Source organism: Pseudomonas azerbaijanoccidentalis (assembly GCF_019145495.1).
Lineage (GTDB): Bacteria > Pseudomonadota > Gammaproteobacteria > Pseudomonadales > Pseudomonadaceae > Aquipseudomonas > Aquipseudomonas azerbaijanoccidentalis.
In genome coordinates this window covers 261,935-279,839 of sequence record NZ_JAHSTU010000001.1, presented here as the reverse complement: position 1 = coordinate 279,839, position 17,905 = coordinate 261,935, and the positions used below count along the sequence as shown (strand labels likewise).

Annotated in this window: 20 protein-coding genes, 3 tRNA genes and 1 pseudogene; 14 read left to right on the top strand and 10 right to left on the bottom strand. The window is 58.2% G+C overall.

Going from position 1 to position 17,905, the window contains the following annotated elements:
- Positions 1 to 5 precede the first annotated feature (5 nt).
- Both alkB and ada read left to right on the top strand, forming a co-directional pair.
- Positions 6 to 671 carry a DNA oxidative demethylase AlkB gene (gene alkB, locus KVG88_RS01380; RefSeq protein WP_217870051.1) on the top strand — a complete coding sequence of 222 codons (666 nt, stop codon included), beginning with the start codon at positions 6 to 8 and terminating at the stop codon, positions 669 to 671.
- An 87-nt stretch (positions 672 to 758) separates the two neighbouring features.
- The gene (ada, locus tag KVG88_RS01375; RefSeq protein WP_217870050.1) at positions 759 to 1,823 is read left to right on the top strand and encodes a bifunctional DNA-binding transcriptional regulator/O6-methylguanine-DNA methyltransferase Ada; all 1,065 of its coding nucleotides are present in this window, start codon (positions 759 to 761) and stop codon (positions 1,821 to 1,823) included.
- On the opposite strand, the gene acuI is transcribed toward ada, so the two are convergent.
- A complete protein-coding gene (acuI, locus tag KVG88_RS01370) occupies positions 1,824 to 2,807 on the bottom strand; it encodes an acrylyl-CoA reductase (NADPH) (RefSeq protein ID WP_217870049.1) in 984 nt (327 codons plus the stop codon).
- A gap of 290 nt (positions 2,808 to 3,097) precedes the next feature.
- Between acuI and KVG88_RS01365 the strand changes: the two genes are divergently transcribed.
- From KVG88_RS01365 to KVG88_RS01325, 9 genes are all read left to right on the top strand, one after another.
- Complete coding sequence (locus tag KVG88_RS01365) at positions 3,098 to 4,162, top strand: NAD(P)H-dependent flavin oxidoreductase (protein ID WP_217870048.1); 1,065 nt, start codon at positions 3,098 to 3,100, stop codon at positions 4,160 to 4,162.
- Positions 4,163 to 4,421: 259 nt separating this feature from the next.
- Positions 4,422 to 5,189, top strand: coding sequence for a molybdate ABC transporter substrate-binding protein (gene modA, locus KVG88_RS01360; RefSeq protein ID WP_225933833.1), 768 nt, complete (start codon positions 4,422 to 4,424; stop codon positions 5,187 to 5,189).
- Positions 5,190 to 5,870 (top strand): molybdate ABC transporter permease subunit, encoded by a 681-nt coding sequence (gene modB, locus KVG88_RS01355; protein WP_217870047.1) that lies wholly within the window; start codon positions 5,190 to 5,192, stop codon positions 5,868 to 5,870.
- A 3-nt stretch (positions 5,871 to 5,873) separates the two neighbouring features.
- On the top strand, positions 5,874 to 6,953 hold the full coding sequence (gene modC, locus KVG88_RS01350; protein WP_217870046.1) for a molybdenum ABC transporter ATP-binding protein: 1,080 nt from the start codon (positions 5,874 to 5,876) through the stop codon (positions 6,951 to 6,953).
- A 75-nt stretch (positions 6,954 to 7,028) separates the two neighbouring features.
- Positions 7,029 to 8,048 carry a DNA topoisomerase IB gene (locus KVG88_RS01345; RefSeq protein ID WP_150702204.1) on the top strand — a complete coding sequence of 340 codons (1,020 nt, stop codon included), beginning with the start codon at positions 7,029 to 7,031 and terminating at the stop codon, positions 8,046 to 8,048.
- A gap of 72 nt (positions 8,049 to 8,120) precedes the next feature.
- Positions 8,121 to 8,342, top strand: coding sequence for a hypothetical protein (locus KVG88_RS01340; protein WP_150702203.1), 222 nt, complete (start codon positions 8,121 to 8,123; stop codon positions 8,340 to 8,342).
- Positions 8,343 to 8,470: 128 nt separating this feature from the next.
- Positions 8,471 to 8,701, top strand: a complete 231-nt coding sequence (locus KVG88_RS01335; RefSeq protein WP_008031039.1) for a hypothetical protein — start codon at positions 8,471 to 8,473, stop codon at positions 8,699 to 8,701.
- A 203-nt stretch (positions 8,702 to 8,904) separates the two neighbouring features.
- Entirely contained in the window at positions 8,905 to 9,189 is a 285-nt protein-coding gene (locus tag KVG88_RS01330) for a hypothetical protein (RefSeq protein ID WP_150702202.1), read from the top strand.
- Between the two features lie 129 nt (positions 9,190 to 9,318).
- The gene (locus tag KVG88_RS01325) at positions 9,319 to 9,744 is read left to right on the top strand and encodes a hypothetical protein (RefSeq protein WP_217870045.1); all 426 of its coding nucleotides are present in this window, start codon (positions 9,319 to 9,321) and stop codon (positions 9,742 to 9,744) included.
- A 19-nt stretch (positions 9,745 to 9,763) separates the two neighbouring features.
- Here KVG88_RS01325 and KVG88_RS30995 read toward each other — a convergent pair.
- Positions 9,764 to 9,865, bottom strand: a pseudogene (locus KVG88_RS30995) (TetR/AcrR family transcriptional regulator); the annotation flags it as partial.
- Positions 9,866 to 10,012: 147 nt separating this feature from the next.
- On the opposite strand from KVG88_RS30995, the gene KVG88_RS01320 reads away from it, so the two are divergent.
- The gene (locus KVG88_RS01320; RefSeq protein ID WP_217870044.1) at positions 10,013 to 10,222 is read left to right on the top strand and encodes a hypothetical protein; all 210 of its coding nucleotides are present in this window, start codon (positions 10,013 to 10,015) and stop codon (positions 10,220 to 10,222) included.
- A 110-nt stretch (positions 10,223 to 10,332) separates the two neighbouring features.
- Positions 10,333 to 10,770: a hypothetical protein gene (locus KVG88_RS01315; RefSeq protein WP_217870043.1), complete on the top strand. Its 438-nt coding sequence runs from the start codon at positions 10,333 to 10,335 to the stop codon at positions 10,768 to 10,770.
- A gap of 90 nt (positions 10,771 to 10,860) precedes the next feature.
- Here the strand turns inward: KVG88_RS01315 and KVG88_RS01310 are convergent.
- From KVG88_RS01310 to KVG88_RS01280, 7 genes are all read right to left on the bottom strand, one after another.
- A tRNA-Leu gene (locus KVG88_RS01310) sits at positions 10,861 to 10,947 on the bottom strand.
- A 239-nt stretch (positions 10,948 to 11,186) separates the two neighbouring features.
- Positions 11,187 to 11,260: transfer RNA gene (locus KVG88_RS01305), tRNA-Cys, on the bottom strand.
- Positions 11,261 to 11,306: 46 nt separating this feature from the next.
- A tRNA-Gly gene (locus KVG88_RS01300) sits at positions 11,307 to 11,382 on the bottom strand.
- Between the two features lie 63 nt (positions 11,383 to 11,445).
- Complete coding sequence (gene pgsA / locus KVG88_RS01295) at positions 11,446 to 12,006, bottom strand: CDP-diacylglycerol--glycerol-3-phosphate 3-phosphatidyltransferase (protein WP_060540641.1); 561 nt, start codon at positions 12,004 to 12,006, stop codon at positions 11,446 to 11,448.
- 32 nt (positions 12,007 to 12,038) lie between these two features.
- Entirely contained in the window at positions 12,039 to 13,862 is a 1,824-nt protein-coding gene (uvrC, locus tag KVG88_RS01290) for an excinuclease ABC subunit UvrC (RefSeq protein ID WP_150702181.1), read from the bottom strand.
- 2 nt (positions 13,863 to 13,864) lie between these two features.
- Positions 13,865 to 14,506, bottom strand: a complete 642-nt coding sequence (gene gacA, locus KVG88_RS01285; protein ID WP_008015884.1) for a response regulator transcription factor GacA — start codon at positions 14,504 to 14,506, stop codon at positions 13,865 to 13,867.
- Positions 14,507 to 14,632: 126 nt separating this feature from the next.
- Positions 14,633 to 15,076 carry a GNAT family N-acetyltransferase gene (locus KVG88_RS01280; RefSeq protein ID WP_217870042.1) on the bottom strand — a complete coding sequence of 148 codons (444 nt, stop codon included), beginning with the start codon at positions 15,074 to 15,076 and terminating at the stop codon, positions 14,633 to 14,635.
- 634 nt (positions 15,077 to 15,710) lie between these two features.
- On the opposite strand from KVG88_RS01280, the gene KVG88_RS01275 reads away from it, so the two are divergent.
- Entirely contained in the window at positions 15,711 to 16,790 is a 1,080-nt protein-coding gene (locus KVG88_RS01275) for a 3-deoxy-7-phosphoheptulonate synthase (protein WP_217870041.1), read from the top strand.
- A gap of 56 nt (positions 16,791 to 16,846) precedes the next feature.
- Here the strand turns inward: KVG88_RS01275 and KVG88_RS01270 are convergent, their stop codons facing one another.
- The gene (locus KVG88_RS01270; protein WP_217870040.1) at positions 16,847 to 17,890 is read right to left on the bottom strand and encodes a hypothetical protein; all 1,044 of its coding nucleotides are present in this window, start codon (positions 17,888 to 17,890) and stop codon (positions 16,847 to 16,849) included.
- Positions 17,891 to 17,905: the final 15 nt, after the last annotated feature.

Below are 17,905 nucleotides of genomic sequence, written 5' to 3'. Positions count from 1 at the left end.
ATGCCATGAAACCGCCTCTTCTTGACTTGTTCGCTGACGCGGAGCCGCAACAGGAACCGCGCAACGAACAGATCGGTGAACAATCCTGCGTGCTGCGAGGTTTTGCCTTGCCTTGGCTGGACCGATTGCTGCCTGCGCTGGAAGCGGTGCTGGCGGCAGCACCGTTTCGGCAAATGATTACCCCCGGTGGCTTTACCATGTCAGTTGCCCTGAGCAGTTGCGGCACGCTGGGCTGGACCACTGACCGAAGCGGTTATCGCTACAGCCGCAACGATCCGCAGACCGGGCAACCTTGGCCGCCCATGCCCGACGTGTTTTTTCAGCTGGCACAAGCCGCGGCGCAGGCCGCCGGGTTTGCGCAGTTCGTCCCGGATTCCTGCCTGATCAACCGCTATGTCCCCGGCGCGAAGATGTCTTTGCATCAGGACAAAAACGAAATCTCCTACGCTGCGCCCATCGTCTCGGTATCCCTGGGTTTACCGGCGATGTTCCTGTTCGGTGGTTTTGAACGGAGCGACAAAAGTCAAAAAGTGCCGCTGCTGCACGGCGACATCGTGGTCTGGGGTGGCGTTGATCGCTTGCGTTATCACGGTGTTCTGCCGATCAAGGAAGGCCATCATCCGCGCTTGGGCGAACAACGGATCAACTTCACCTTTCGAACCGCGGGTTGAAGCATTGGAATTTGACCGCAAGCAGCGGAGTGTGACGACACAGTCGCGTGGTTAATCTGCAGGAAACGGGTCAACGGACATATCGCCATGACAAACCAGACGACAAAAGTCGCTACCGAAAACGATCCTCGCTGGGCCGCCGTCGTCGCACGCGACCCTCAGGCCGACGGGCAGTTTGTGTACGCCGTCAAAACGACCGGGATCTACTGCAACCCCAGCAGCCTGGCACGACTGCCGAAACCACAAAATGTCGAATTTTTCGATAACGCTGAGCTAGCGCAGGCGGCGGGATATCGGCCCAGCAAGCGCGCCGCCAAGGATCAGAGCGACATCGCCGCGCAACACGCCGCCACTGTTGCTGCCGCGTGCCGGCAGATTGAAAACGCCGAGACGTTTCCGGCCCTGAACGAGTTGGCCGAGATCGCCGGGCTTAGCAGCTTTCATTTTCACCGTGTGTTCAAAGCCGTCACTGGCCTGACGCCCAAAGGCTACGCCGCTGCCCACCGCTCCCGTCGGGTGCGCGAGCGCCTGGCGGATGGCCAATCAGTAACTGAGGCGTTATACGACGCGGGCTTCAACTCCAACAGTCGCTTTTATGAAGCCGCCGATCAGCTCCTGGGCATGAAACCCGCCGAGTACCGCGCAGCCGGCCACAACAACGACATTCGTTTTGCCGTCGGCCAGTGCTCGCTTGGGGCGATTCTGGTGGCGCAGAGCGAGCGTGGGGTGTGCGCGATTTTGCTCGGCGATGATCCCCATCAACTGGTCTGCGATCTGCAGGACAAGTTTCGCCGGGCCAATCTGATGGGTGCCGATCAAGACTTTGAGCGATTGATTGCGCAGGTTGTCGGCTTCATCGAAACCCCGGCCATCGGCCTCGACTTGCCGCTGGATGTGCGCGGTACGGCGTTTCAGGAACGCGTCTGGCAGGCCTTGCGGGAAATTCCGGTTGGCAGCACTGCCAGCTACGCCGACATTGCCCTGCGCATCGGCTCGCCGAAAGCGGTACGCGCCGTGGCCCAAGCCTGCGGCGCGAACAGCCTGGCGGTGGCGATCCCTTGCCATCGCGTGGTGCGCAGCGATGGCAATCTTTCGGGGTATCGCTGGGGTGTTGAGCGCAAACGGCAATTACTGGATCGCGAAGCGCAGTAATCAGCGATTCACGTCCACCACAACCCGCCCGCGCAATTGCCCGGCCAGCAGGCGCGGAGCGGCGTCGATGGCTTCACTCAGGCCGATCTCGTGACTGATCAGCGGCAGCAACGCGAAGTCGAGATCCTTGGCCAAACGGCCCCAGGCTTCTTCGCGTCGAGCTTTAGGCTGGGTCACGCTGTTGATCCCGGCCAAGGTTACGCCACGCAGAATGAAAGGTGCGACGGAGGCCGGGAAATCCATGCCTTGGGCCAGACCGCAAGCGGCGACGGTGCCTTCGGACTTGGTACTGGCGCAGGCGTTGGCCAATGTGTGGCTGCCCACAGAGTCGATGACTGCCGCCCAACGTTCCTTGGCCAGGGGCTTACCGGGCTCTGACAACGTGGCACGGTCGATGATTTCGCCAGCGCCCAGTTGTTTGAGGTATTCGTGCTCCGACAGGCGCCCCGTGGAAGCGACGACCCGATAGCCGAGTTTGCTCAGCAAAGCGATGGCGAAACTACCGACACCTCCGTTCGCACCGGTCACCAGCACTTCGCCTTGCTCAGGCGTCACCCCGTTGCGTTCCAGGGCCATGATGCACAACATCGCCGTGTAGCCAGCCGTGCCAATGGCCATGGCCTGTGCTTCAGTGAATGCCTTGGGCAGTGCAATCAGCCAGTCGCCTTTGAGGCGTGCCTTTTGCGCCAGGCCGCCCCAATGCCCTTCGCCGACGCCCCAGCCATTGAGCAGGACTTTATCGCCCGCCTTGTAGTCCGGGTGCTCACTGGTTTCGACAGTACCTGCCAGATCGATGCCCGGCACCATTGGGAATTTTCGCACCACCGGGCTGCTGCCGGTAATCGCCAGGCCATCCTTGAAGTTCAGCGTGCTGTACGCGACACACACTGTGACGTCGCCTTCAGGCAGTTGATCTTCGTTGATTTGTCGCAGTGTCGCCCGGTAACCGCTTTCGTCTTTGTCGATCAAAATACCTTGGAACATGACTGCCTCCTGGTGAGATCACCCGTTGTGGTGCGATTTAAATACCATATCGCAAAAAAATCCCGTACTCGACTTTAAGCCAATTCGCCAAACCTTCGCGCTTTTCCATGGGCCGCGGCTATGCTTTTTTCGCGGCCCTATGCTGCGGGGCGCAGTGACGTCGCGGGAGGCGGTGGCGGCGCATTGCATCGAAATGGGTGGGCGAAAACATGACTGGCTTTGGATCAGTCATTGCTGCAAAAATCCGCTACGACCGCCCTGCCCGGTTTCAATGTCGGAGAACACTCAAAATGAGCCCATGGCCAGACACCCGCATTATTGATCTGCTCGGGATCGAATTGCCCATCATCCAGGCCCCGATGGCCGGCGCTACCAACTCATCAATGGTCATCGCGGCCAGCAACGCCGGGGGCCTGGGTTCGATGCCCGCTGCCATGCTGAGCATCGAGCAACTGCGCCAAGAGCTGAAGACCATTCGCCAACACAGCCAGCGGCCTATCAACGTCAACTTTTTCTGCCATCAATCGCCGACCGCCGACGAGCAACGGGCGCAAGACTGGAAAAATCTGCTGGAACCCTATTACCGCGAACTGGGCGTCGATTTCGATGCGCCGACACCAGTATCCAATCGCGCTCCATTCGATCTGACAAGCTGTGAAGTGATCGAAGAGTTGCGCCCTGAAGTCGTGAGCTTTCACTTTGGCCTGCCAGAAAAAACCCTGCTTGATCGGGTAAAAGCCACCGGAGCCAAAGTCCTGTCGTCGGCCACCACAGTCGAAGAAGCCATTTGGCTGGAACAGCATGGCTGCGACGCGATCATCGCTATGGGTTACGAAGCGGGCGGTCATCGCGGGATGTTTCTCAGTGATGACCTGAGCAGCCAGGTCGGGACTTTCGCTTTGGTGCCGCAGGTTGTCGACGCAGTTAAAGTCCCGGTGATTGCAGCGGGTGGCATCGCCGATGCGCGCGGTGTCGCGGCGGCTTTCATGCTGGGGGCTTCGGCGGTGCAAGTGGGCACTGCTTATTTGTTTACGCCGGAAGCCAAGGTCAGTGCCTCACATCACAAGGCGTTGCGTACCGCCAAGGACAGCGAAACGGCGGTAACCAACATTTTCACTGGACGCCCAGCACGGGGCATCCTCAACCGGGTCATGCGTGAGATTGGGCCGATGAGCGCCAAGGCGCCGGCCTTCCCGCTGGCCGGTGGCGCTCTCATGCCGTTGCGCGCCAAAGGCGAAGCCGATTTCAGCAACCTCTGGGCCGGGCAGGCGTTCACGCTAGGCGTGGAATTGACCACCGCAGAACTGACCCGCCGCCTGGCCGAAGAAGGCCTAGCGAAACTGCTCCGCCGCTAACCCCGCGTAGCAGCTGCCAAAGGCTGCATCCGGCTGCGCAGCGGTCGTCAATCCGGTGCGCAGTGTTTGACTGATGCACCGGGTGCACTTGTTTACGATCGCTTCGTCCGAACGCGGCCCGACCCGAACGCAGCCTTCGGCAGCTGCTACATGAAAATGTGCGCTATACGGTGCGTTCCGTTTACAGGCATTTCGCTATATATTCTCCTACATAGCGATTTATCCCCCCTCGTAACACCGCCTATAACGGAGCCGTTTCATGTCCATTCGCGCCTCACGTTTTGCCCCAGCCTGCCTGGCGACCCTGTTCGCAACTTTCACGCTCGGCTCCGCCCAGGCGGACGAAGTGCAAGTGGCAGTCGCTGCCAATTTCACCGCACCGATCCAGGCAATCGCTGCCGATTTCGAAAAAGACACCGGCCACAAACTGGTGACCTCGTTCGGCGCAACCGGCCAGTTCTATACCCAGATCAAGAACGGCGCGCCGTTTGAAGTGTTCCTCTCGGCGGACGACACCACACCGCAAAAACTTGAGGCCGAAGGCGACACCGTCAAGGGTTCGCGCTTCACTTACGCCATCGGCACCCTGGCGCTGTGGTCGGCCAAAGAAGGCTACGTCGATGCCAAGGGCAAAGTGTTGGCTGACAACCAATACAGGCATCTGTCCATCGCCAACCCTAAAGCCGCACCGTATGGCCTGGCGGCAACCCAGGTTTTGGCCAAGCAAGGCTTGACCGACCAGGTCAAGGACAAGATCGTCGAGGGCCAGAACATCACCCAGGCCTTCCAGTTTGTGTCCACCGGCAACGCTGAATTGGGTTTTGTTGCCTTGTCGCAAATCTATAAAGACGGCAAAGTCACCAGCGGCTCCGCGTGGATCGTTCCGGCCGAGCTGCACGACCCGATCAAACAAGACGCGGTGATCCTCAACAAGGGCAAGGACAACCCGGCCGCCAAGGCTCTGGTTGACTACCTCAAGGGGCCGAAAGCTGCTGCTGTCATCAAGTCCTACGGTTACCAACTCTAAATGACCCTGACGAGTGCCGATTTTTCCGCCATTTGGCTGACCCTGAAACTGGCGTCCCTGACGACCGTCATCCTGTTGATCATTGGCACTCCGTTGGCGTTATGGCTGTCGCGCACCCAATCCTGGTTGCGCGGCCCGGTCGGGGCGATCGTTGCCCTGCCCCTGGTGCTGCCGCCCACGGTGATTGGTTTTTACCTGCTGCTCGCGCTCGGCCCTCATGGCTTCGTCGGTCAGCTCACCCAATCGCTGGGGCTCGGCACCCTGACGTTCAGTTTTGCAGGGCTGGTGATCGGCTCGGTGCTGTATTCGATGCCGTTCGTGGTCCAGCCGCTGCAAAACGCATTTTCCGCCATCGGCACTCGACCGCTGGAAGTGGCCGCGACCTTGCGCGCCAATCCCTGGGACACCTTCTTCAGCGTCACGCTGCCACTGGCCCGCCCCGGTTTCATCACCGCCGCCATCCTTGGCTTTGCCCATACCGTGGGCGAATTCGGCGTGGTGCTGATGATCGGCGGCAATATTCCCGACAAGACCCGCGTGGTCTCGGTGCAAATCTACGATCACGTCGAAGCCATGGAATACGCCCAGGCCCATTGGCTCGCCGGGGCGATGCTGGTGTTCTCTTTTGCGGTCTTGCTGGCGCTGTACTCCAGCCGAAAAACCAAAACGGGCTGGAGCTGATCAATGATTCACACGCGCTTGAAACTGAATTATTCGGGGTTCGCCCTGGATGTCGATTTGCAGTTGCCCGGTCGTGGCGTCACAGCGCTGTATGGGCATTCCGGCTCGGGCAAAACCACATGCCTGCGCTGCATTGCCGGGCTGGAGCGAGCCGATCAGGGGTTTGTCCAGGTCAACGACGAAGTCTGGCAGGACAGCGAACAGCAGATTTTCGTCGCGCCGCATAAACGCGCCCTCGGTTACGTGTTTCAGGAAGCCAGCCTGTTTCCTCATCTGTCGGTGCTGGCCAACCTGGAGTTCGGCCTCAAACGCATCCCGAAACAACAGCGCCGGGTCGACATGGCCCACGCGACAGAATTGCTCGGCATCGGTCATCTGCTGGATCGCCATCCGCAACATCTTTCCGGCGGCGAGCGGCAGCGGGTGGGGATCGCTCGCGCGCTGCTCACCAGCCCCAAACTGTTGCTGATGGACGAACCATTGGCGGCGCTGGACGCCAAGCGCAAAAGCGAAATCCTGCCTTACCTGCAACGGCTGCACGATGAACTGGACATTCCGGTGCTGTACGTCAGCCACTCCCAGGATGAAGTGGCGCAACTGGCTGACCACATTGTTTTGCTCAGCGAAGGACGGGCGCTGGCCAGCGGTCCTATCGGTCAAACCCTGGCGCGCCTGGACCTGCCACTCGCGATGGGCAGTGACGCGGGCGTCGTGATTGAAGGGCGTGTGAGCAGCTATGACGGCGAATACCAGTTGCTGACCCTGCAACTTCCCGACACAGCGCTGACCATCCGCGTGGCGCATACACCCATGGTTCCGGGCCAGGCATTGCGCTGCAAAGTACAGGCCCGCGACATAAGCCTGAGCCTGCACGCTGTCGAGCAAAGCAGCATCCTCAATCGCCTGCCGGTCACCGTCGTCAGTGAAATGAATGCCGACAACGCCGCCCACGTTTTGATACGCCTGGACGCTGCAGGCACGCCGTTGCTGGCGCGCATCACCCGCTATTCCCGTGATCAGATGAACGTCCATCCGGGCCAGCAACTTTGGGCGCAGATCAAGGCTGTGGCCGTGCTGGCGTAACTTCGTCGGCACGACTGCATCGGCGTGGGGTCAATGGCTGTAACGGCCCCTGATCCCATACCAAGGATAATCGCCATGCCCGATGCGCTGCCTTCCGACCTGCATTACGTCGATGACACCCAGCCCGGCATCACCCGTAAAAAACTGCGGGGTAAATTCAGCTACTTCGATCCGGCGGGCCAACGCATCACCGACCCCGAGGAAATACGGCGCATCAATGCCCTCGCCGTGCCGCCGGCCTACACCGATGTGTGGATCTGTACCGACCCGCGCGGCCACTTGCAGGCCACCGGTCGCGACGCCCGTGGCCGCAAGCAGTACCGCTATCACGCGCGCTGGCGCGAAGTGCGCGACAGCGACAAATATTCGCGCCTGAGGGACTTCGGCCAGGCCCTGCCGAAACTGCGCAAACAGCTGGAGGCGTTATTGGCGGCGCCGGGTTTCAGCCGCGACAAAGTCATGGCCACCGTCATCACCTTGCTCGATGCCACGTTGATTCGCGTCGGCAACACGCAATATGCCCGGGACAACCGCTCCTACGGTCTGACCACCCTGCGCAGTCGCCACGTGGAGATCAATGGCAGTGCGATCCTGTTTCAGTTTCGCGGCAAAAGCGGCATCGAACATCAAATTACCGTGAAGGACCGGCGACTGGCGCGGATCATCAAGCGTTGCCAGGAAATTCCCGGGCAAAACCTCTTTCAATACCTCGATGAAAACGGAGAGCGGCACACCATCACCTCAGCCGACGTCAACGCCTACCTGCAAACCTTGACCGGCGCCGACTTCACCGCCAAGGATTACCGAACCTGGGCCGGCAGCGCACTGGCGCTGGCGGTATTGCGCAAATTGCAGTGGCAGCCCGAGTCGGAAGCGAAACGGCACGTGGTGGAGATGGTGAAAAACGTCGCCAAACAGTTGGGCAATACGCCGGCAGTCTGTCGCAAGTGCTACATCCATCCAGGGGTGCTCGACGGTTTTTTGCTCGGCGCACTGGCGCAATTGCCCAGACCGAGAACGCGCAAAGGGCTGCGCGCCGAAGAAGTCGCGCTGGCGATGCTGTTGGAAAAGCTGGCGTCTGAACCGACGAATTGACCTGCCTATTTTTTGCACGATGACAAATGACTTCTATAGTTGATCTGTACATGAATCAGCTGCGGTGAAGCCATGGAAGACATATTCGTCGTGAAGCGCTGCAACAAGATCATCATTCATGGCCGTCGGGCCGGCGAAACCGATCACCTGCCACCTGACGCTGCGGTCTGGTACCGCATCGCCGATACCCGTACCAACGGTTTCATCGGTGACGGCTACGATCTTGAAGAGGATGCGCGGCATGTTTGCCGACAGTTGAATGCCCGATCACAAGTGACAGCCCGGCAAGGCTGACGAGCCTGCACGGGCGTTTACGGGTCTATACTGAAGAGAGCTGGAAGACCAGCGTCCCATCGGTAGACAGCTCGCTCCCTGCGGGCTTTTTACTGCCCTGCCAGGTGTCTTCAACGGAGGTGTTTCCCATGTCCGAAAAAGAGTCCATCACCACCCTGCTCACCCTGCTTGATTCGCGCCAGGTTCGTTTGGCGGCCGCGTGCAAGGAAATCGCCGATTGGGTCGACCATCAAGGCGGTCATCCAACGGCCCTCAGAATCCGCGATCGTCTGAACGACATCGAAAAGGATACGCCACTGATCCGCAACACCCTGTCGTCGCTCAAGCCTGTTGAGCCACCGCTGCCACGGTTCAGATGATTTGATCCAGACAATCGATACGAAACACGTACCGACGCGGGACACGTGATCGGCGACCTTCTTGTCACCGGGCATGTGCCTGCCTGCGCTATTCGTGCTGCTCCCCACCCGGCCAGACGCCGGGATTTTTTTGCCCCGGCAAAGCCACGAACGTCCACGTTCACGTGAGGTCCAACGATCACACGTCACGAAGGAGACGTTTGATGGTTACTCACTTCAAAATCAGCGGGCACCTGGCCTGCGGTCATAAGGGCAGCAATCTCACCTCCACCCGAGAACTCAACCGGGTTAAATGCCGAAGCTGCCGCAATACCGACGCGTTCAAGGAAGCACGCAAAACCGAGCGTAACGCAGCACGTCGGGCCGCGCGCAAAGCCAAAGCCATTCATACCGTCAACGACTGGCGCCAGGCCTGGACCGAACGGCTTACTGCCATGGCCGGCCAGCAACGACTGCCTCGTGGTTTCACGGGCCAACCTTTCGTTTAGCTCATCGGTTTGGCGGCCGCGGTTGGCCGCCAAACCTGCAAGCCCTTAAACGAATTGAACGCGACGGCCGATTGTCTTTCAAATCCTGTAAGCCTTCTGATCCAAGGGGCTATTGGTGAGGAAATCTGCATGAACAGTCGACTGTTGCTTCTGATCGCCAGCCTTTGCCCTGCCCTGACAATGGCCCAAGGCTGCGATGTCATCACCCGCTCGCAAAGCCCTTCCGTTCCGGTTATCGAATCCCACACCTGCTATGAATACGAAAACATGCCCGTCGACGCCATCGATTGGTCGTGCAGCAATGAAAGCAAGGAAATGCTCAGTAGCACCAAGAAGAAAGTCGCGCAGTGTGCAGATCGCTACCAGGCCACTTGCGTGGGCAGGCTGACGCCCGAGTCGCTGGCCAACCCTCAATCCACCAGCAAAGACAAAAACAGCAAGGCCCCAAACATTCCTGAGAACGCGCAAGTATCGACGTATTACTACAACGCCGAAAACCTCGCGCAAGCCAAAATCGATTGCGAAACCGGTGGTGGCAGCTGGAAAGCCAAATAGTTGGAAACGCGTTGTTCGCTCACTGCACCTTGCCAGCAGCTTGCAGGATTTCACGCAACGACATGCGCTTGAACGCTTCGACCAGGTCACGCCCCTCCTGTGGCGGGCAGGAAATGGCGAGCCAATCGAAATCTCGGAGCGCTCGTCATTTCACTCATTTCAACAATTAGTCCGACGTGCTGCATTGGCAGCATCAGGCTTCCTCGTCTAGGGTGTCGTATCGAACAGCGGCGCCTTCAATGGCGGGAGCCGGTTCAAGGAGGAAGCGATGTCATCCATTCGTAGTGCGGAACAAACCTATCGACAGTGGTCAAGCCCGATCCTGCTTGAGCTCAAGGAGCGCGAGCATCAACTGGCCCCGTCAGACCGTCAGGCGCTGCAAAACATTTTGCTGGAAAGACGGCTGATCAACAGCGGCAACCCTGCCGGTGAAGATCGACGCAAGGCAGGTTCGATAGGCAGTGGCAAACATCTGTGAGCGACTAAGAATCAGCTAGCCAAGCCAAACAGCTCCATGCGAGCCGAAATCAAGCTGATGCCAAAGATTTCGGTCAGGAGTGATCGTCATTCAATATCAAGGACTGAGTCATGAGCAACCGAGACATTCTCATCGAAAAAATCAAAAAGCTCACGGAGGCAAAGGAAAAAGAGTGTCGTAATAAAGAAGAGCAAAGGGCTCGACTCCAAGCGTTAGCTCCACAGCTTTTTTCCAAGATCGAAACTCTTCTGGATGATATCCAGGAAATTTCAACATCCAGGAACTCGCCAATCCTTCCCGAATTCACCGATTGCGTTCAATCATTTTCTATAAAAGTGATTGAGAAAACGGTGAAATTCGAACCCTCTGAAAATCAGGGGCATCTAGGCCTGAGTGTTACCAATCTGTTCGATCAGCGTGTGTTTTTCCGCCCGCTGTCAAATGGTGACTGGGAAGCTGAAGACCACAGAAGCGGTGAAATGATGTATTTAACAGATGCAGTCCTGTTCGACCGACTGGCCGCGCTTGTTCCTTCCCTGATGCATTGAACTCAGTGAATTGCGCAACATATTCAGAATAGCTAACCGGAAAAAAACAAGGGTTTGCATTAGCTTTCGCTCGCAAACCCTTGATGTAGATGGTGCCCGAAGCCGGAATCGAACCGGCACGCCCTTACGAGCGGGGGATTTTAAGTCCCATGCGTCTACCAGTTTCGCCATTCGGGCGGTAGCGCGGTGAATCAGAGGGTGGAAATATATACATCCCTTCCCCGTGAAGCAAGGACGCATTGGTATTTTTCGAGACTAATTCTTGCTGGCGCGAAAAATAAAAAAGCTTCGTAAATCATGGATCTACAGAGCTTCTCTACAGTGGTCACCGAAGTCGCAATCGACGCAACGTACTAGCCTTAACACCGCCCAATAAAAAACCCCGTAGATCATCGATCTACGGGGTTGTTTATTAGTGGAGGCCGAGGTCGGAATCGAACCGGCGTAGGCGGATTTGCAATCCGCTGCATAACCATTTTGCTACTCGGCCTCAAAACATTTGCTGTCAGTAGCGCGACATCAAATGCGTACAAACTTGGAGCGGGAAACGAGACTCGAACTCGCGACCCCGACCTTGGCAAGGTCGTGCTCTACCAACTGAGCTATTCCCGCGTCTTGGTGTGGCGCATTCTATAGAATCCAGAAGCCCCGTCAACCCCTTGATTCAAAAAAGTTTTATTTCTTTTCAACGTCGGTCTTCAGATGCGGCCAGGCAGCCCGCAAGTACTGGACCATGGACCACAATGTCAGGCCGGCGGAGACCATGAGCAAGGTGTAACCCAGCAGCACCCAGAAGCTGAAGTCCGACGGATTGGCCAGCAGAATCACCAACGCCAGCATTTGCGCGGCGGTTTTCCATTTGCCAAGGTTCGACACGGCCACGTGGGCACGGGCACCGAGTTCGGCCATCCATTCGCGCAGGGCCGAAACAACGATCTCTCGACCGATGATGACCGCAGCCGGCAGCGTGAGCCACAGATTGCCGTGTTCCTGTACCAGCAGAACCAGGGCAACGGCAACCATCAGCTTGTCGGCAACGGGGTCCAGAAAGGCCCCGAATGGCGTGCTCTGCTCCAGACGGCGGGCCAGATACCCGTCCAGCCAGTCTGTGGCCGCGGCAAATGCGAACACCGACGCGGACGCCAGGTAGCTCCATTGGTATGGCAGGTAAAACAGCAAAATGAAGATCGGTATGAGCAGGACGCGTAGAACGGTAATCAGATTAGGGATATTCATCGGCACAACTGGCTACGAGGTGAGGGGGCATTCTACTCGCTGTGCAGATTTGCATAAATCAACTCTGCGAGCTTTTTACTGATCCCGGGAGCTTTGGCGATCTCTTCGATGCTGGCACGAGACAGCTCCTGCAATCCACCAAAATGTTTCAATAAATCGCGACGACGTGTTGGCCCGACTCCGGCAACGCCCTCAAGCGTAGACGTTCGGCGAGTTTTGCCGCGTCGGGCGCGGTGCCCGGTAATCGCAAAACGGTGGGCTTCGTCGCGGATCTGCTGGATCAAATGCAAGGCGGGCGAATCACCGCGCAGGGTGAACTCGTGAGCGGCATCGTTGAGGTACAACGTTTCGAAACCCGCCTTGCGCGTTGCCCCCTTGGCGACACCGAGCAGAATCAGATCAGGCACCGCCAGTTCGTTGAGCACGTCACGCGCCATGGACAACTGCCCTTTGCCGCCGTCCACCAGCAAAATATCCGGTAGCTTGCCCTCCCCGTCCTTCAGCTTGCTGAAGCGCCGGGTCAGCGCCTGGTGCATCGCCGCGTAATCATCGCCGGCGGTAACGCCTTCGATGTTGTAGCGACGGTAGTCTGCCTTGATCGGACCTTCGGGGCCGAATACCACGCAAGACGCCACCGTCGCTTCACCGCTGGAGTGACTGATGTCATAGCACTCCAGACGCTGCGGTGGCTCGTCGAGCTTCAGCACCTCTGCCAGCGCATCGAAACGCGCCGTAATGTGCTGACGATTCGCCAGGCGCGCACTCAGGGCCTGCTCGGCGTTGGTGACCGCCAGTTGCTGCCAGCGTGCCCGCGTGCCACGCACCCGGTGACTGATGCTCAGCTCACGACCACGCAGCTCATCAATGGCTGCAATCAATGTCGGGAAGTCGTCATGGACCACGTTGACGATCAACTCACTCGGCAAGTCGCGCTCAGGGCTGCTGATGAAGTACTGGCCAAGAAACGCCGCCATGACCTCGGAAACGTCCTCTTCTATACCCACTTGCGGGAAGAAGTTCTTGCTGCCCAATACACGCCCGCCACGCACGCTGATCAAATGAACGCAAGCACCGCCCGGGTTGACGAATGCTGCAATCACATCGACGTCGCCGGTTCCGCCTTCCATGCTCTGCTGGTCCTGGACCCGGCGCAGTAAAGAGATCTGGTCGCGCAATTCGGCGGCGCGCTCGAACTCGAGATTGATCGCTGCCTCTTCCATGCCGGCAGACAACTCGTCGGCCAGCGCATTGCTGCGGCCTTCGAGGAACATGACCGAGTGCCGAACATCTTCGGCATACACCTCGGGCTCCACCAGGCCGACGCAGGGAGCTTTACAGCGCTTGATCTGGTATTGCAGACATGGACGGGTGCGGTTCTTGTAATAGCTGTCTTCGCATTGGCGAACAAAAAACGCCTTTTGCAGCAGACTCAGACTTTCGCGAATGGCACCGGCGCTGGGGTACGGACCGAAATATTTGCCCTTGGCCTTTTTTGCCCCACGATGGATGCTCAATCGCGGGAACTGGCCATCGGAGAGAAAAACGTACGGGTAGGATTTGTCGTCGCGCAGCAGGATGTTGTACGGCGGACGCCATTCCTTGATCAGCGTCTGCTCAAGCAACAGGGCTTCGGTTTCATTGGCGGTGATGGTCGTTTCGACCTGAGCGATTCGCGCTACCAAGGCAGCCGTCTTTGGCGCCAGACCGGTTTTGCGGAAGTAGCTCGAAAGGCGACTCTTGAGGTTCTTGGCCTTGCCGACGTAAAGCAGACGCGCATCGCTGTCGAACATGCGATACACGCCGGGGCGCCCGCTGACGGTTGACAGGAAGGCGCCTGGATCAAAGGATTGGGTCATTTTCAGAGGCTGGCATCGACCATGCCGTGACGTACCGCCAACAGCGTCAACTCGACATCACTGCTGATCGAAAGCTTTTCGAAAATGCGGTAACGGTAGGTATTAACGGTTTTCGGCGACAGGCACAGTTTGTCGGAAATAATTTGTACTTTCTGACAACCGACGATCATCAATGCAATCTGGATTTCCCGTTCCGACAAGGCATCGAACGGCGAATCGTTGGTCGGCTGGAAAGACTTGATCGCAAGCTGCTGGGCAATTTGCGGGCTGATGTAGCGTTGACCGGCGAAGACCAGGCGGATGGCCTGGACCATTTCCGGCAAACCGGCGCCCTTGGTCAGATAGCCCGCCGCGCCGGCTTGCAGCAGCCGTGTAGGAAACGGGTCTTCCTCGCACACTGTCACCGCGACGACTTTGATATCCGGATGGCTGCGCAACAGTTTGCGGGTGGCTTCAAGACCACCAATGCCAGGCATTTTGACATCCATCAACACCACATCGGGCTTGAGCTCACGCGCCTTGAGCAGGGATTCCTCACCTGATTCAGCCTGGCCGACCACTTGCAGGCCGTCGATGTCAGCCAGCATTCGTGTAATGCCTGTACGAACGAGATCATGGTCATCGACTACTAGCACCCTAATCAAGCAGACACCTCGCAATATGGTCTTATTGGGTTGCCGACACCTTAGCAAAAAGCGACTGGCAGACCTAGCAGAAAGCAGCAGATAAAAAGTTTCAATTCATCTTGAAAGGCTTGTGGCATGCGTGTTTCAGCGATACGGCTCATGGACGTCAAGCTGCATCCTCAGGAAACACTCGTCCGCACCGACCACCTGTAGTCCCTTTCTTTCATACAGCGCCCGCGCCGGGTTATTTTCAAACACTGTCAACCGCAATGCCGCTAGCCGTTCTGTGCGCGCCAGGGCAAAAACCTGATCGATTACCCAGGAACCCGCGCCCTGCCCCCGGGATGCTTCGTCAATCTGCAGTTCGCGGATGTACAACGCCCTGGCGTCTCGACTCAGGCTGACGTATCCGAGCTGCACGTTGTCACTCACGATCAAGCGATTGTCTCGCCCCGCCCACGCCACATCGAACGCTTTGTCTTGCCACAACAGATCGTGCTGAATGTAATAGGGCAACATATTGCGGCAGGTCAGGTTTCGCGCGAATTCAAGATCACCCTCGGTCGCGGCATGCCATTTGAACTCCATTGAGCCTCCTTGTTCGTCCTTGTAATGTTGTTTTATTGCTGTAGCGCGAAGTGTGTCACAGCCTTTGCAGCGCTCAATCGATAGAAAACGCCATCAGTGAGCAATAGCATTTTCTGATTGAATCCTCGCACCGGCCTCTAGTAAGCTCGGCGCATCCATCGGAGACAGACAATGTTAAACGCCCTCTCACAGCTTTCATCCGCCAGCGCCCTGCGCTCGGTTGCGGCTGCCCGGGTGAACGACGTTTGCGCTCCGGTCAGCTTTTATTTTGGGTATTGGTTTAGCCACTGGCGCGCCTGATACCCACACGGCGCCCACTTTAAACGGGTCGCCACCAGAGAATTCTCAACCCCCGGTCGGCCTCCCGACCGGGGGTTTTGTTTTTTCAGCCCCAGCACTTTTTGCGACACGCCAGACATTCAGAGGATCCAGAACATGAACTACGCCACTTATTACCGTTACGACAGTTTTACCGCCTGGCGATTTACCACCCTCCGTTCGGGACAGCCTGCCGCCTCCGATCGGTCACCCACAGGTGGCAAGCACACACACGCAGCCAATCCGGCTAATTGTCGAACACCCCACTAGGGCCGAGCACGCGGGTGAACCCGCTGCCAGCCCAGGAAGCCTGAACATGAATTCGTCCGTCTCTGCTCTGCCACTGTCCACCCTGAGCCCTGCCAATGAATCGCTGACCCTGCGTCTGCCCAGCTCATTGCAACTCAAGCAGCAACTGCCGCTGACCCATGCCCTGACCCAGCAAGTCGCTGCCCACCGCCAAGCGGTCCGCGCGATCCTTGATGGCCATGATTCTCGCCTGTTGGTCATTGTTGGCCCCTGCTCTATTCACGATCCCGAATCAGCGCTCGAATACGCCGGCAACCTGGCCCGCCTGGCCGCCGATGTCAGTGAAGACATGCTGCTGGTGATGCGCGCCTATGTCGAAAAACCCCGCACCACCGTCGGCTGGAAAGGTCTGGCGTACGATCCGCACCTCGATGGCAGCGACGACATGGCCGCTGGCCTGACCTTGTCCCGTGACCTGATGCGCGAAATGCTTCAGCTTGGATTGCCGGTAGCGACCGAATTGCTGCAACCGATGGCGGCCGGTTACTTCGATGACTTGCTCAGTTGGGTCGCCATCGGTGCCCGCACCACCGAGTCACAAATCCACCGGGAGATGGCCAGCGGCCTGAGCATGCCGGTCGGTTTCAAAAACGGCACCGATGGTGGTGTAACCGTGGCCAGTGACGCCATGCGCTCGGCTGCCCATCCACATCGGCATTTCGGCGTCGACAGCCAGGGCCATCCGGCGATTATCCAGACTCCGGGCAACGCGGATACCCACCTGGTACTGCGCGGCGGCCATCACGGACCGAACTACGACCGCGCCAGCATTGCCAAGGTGCACGCCGACTTGACCAAGCTGAAGATTCCCGCCCGAATCATGGTCGATTGCAGCCACGCCAACAGCGGTAAAGACCCGTTGCGCCAGCCCGCGGTATTCAATGACGTGCTTGAACAACGCCTGCACGGTGATCGCTCGCTGATCGGCATGATGATCGAGAGCCATTTGTTCGAGGGTTGCCAGCCGCTGGGTTCGCCGCTGAAATATGGTGTATCGGTCACCGATGGCTGCCTGGGGTGGAGCAGCACGGAAGCACTGCTGCGTCGGGCAGCAGATCAATTGCGTGCACAGCGCACCTCGCAGTAACCATGCGACCACCAACCAGTCGTCAAATCGCGACTGGTTGGTGGCGCCTGCAGTTTCTAGGCCTGCACCTGAACCAACGTCGCCTCTGACTCCTGACTCTCGTCATCAAGCCGCTCTACGGAGTAAGCGACTCGAATCGTCGTGCCCCGGTGCTCACGCCAGAACCTGTAGGGAACGATGAACACCAATGGCTCACCGGCCATCTCCCTCGTTATCTCGCGGTCATCGCGGTGATTGAAATAGTCGCCATCGCATTTCAGGTACACCAACTCACCCTCTTCGGTTTGTGCGCCATTGATCACGACGGTGATGCCATCCATCGCATCCTGCAGGTCGAGCGAGCCTTCCTCTGCTTCCAGCACCGACGGAGGCAGCAATGGCTGGCGCGACAGCGGACCGATCAGTATTCGCGCTTCCTCAGAATATCGAGGGACCTGGCCCTTTTGCTGAACGCAGTAGCTGAGGGAAATACGCGAACCGAGATTGGGAGCAATGCAATCCGGATTGATCCAGAAGGACAGTTCATTGCCCACTGCAAATGACTCGACCACCAGCGTATCGTCGCAACTTGCCTGCGCAGAAACACCCGCCCACGCCAGCAAAATCCGGTCACCTTCAGCCATCCGGGCATAGGGCCTGATCGTGACAAGCGCGCCTTCAGGCACCCGCTCCGGGTCGATCGTCCCGCCCACTGCGTCGACTGCAACCGCCGGCAGCAAGTCCTGACTGACGTCACCGACATTCAATTGCAAGCGTGATGAATACGCAGGAAACGCCCGCGAGGCGGTGTGAAGCATGTAGGAAACTTCCAGTGAACCACCGTCAAGTACCGCGATGTGGGTACTCGACACGACAAATACGATGTCGTGACCAACCTGCTCTTCACTGACAAAACGTGTCGTGTGATGCGTGTAGACCAGGCCTTCGATGTCGAGGCCCGACCAGCTCAACAGCAATCTGTCGCCGCAGGTCATGCCCGGATAAGGACGGACCCTGATGACCGCTCTGGGGTCGGAAGGATCCAGCACACCGTTCTGCGCTTGTTCCAGCAGAGGGGACGGCATCAATGGCAGTGCAATGCTTGTTTCGTGAATAGTCATGTATCGGTTCCGGTC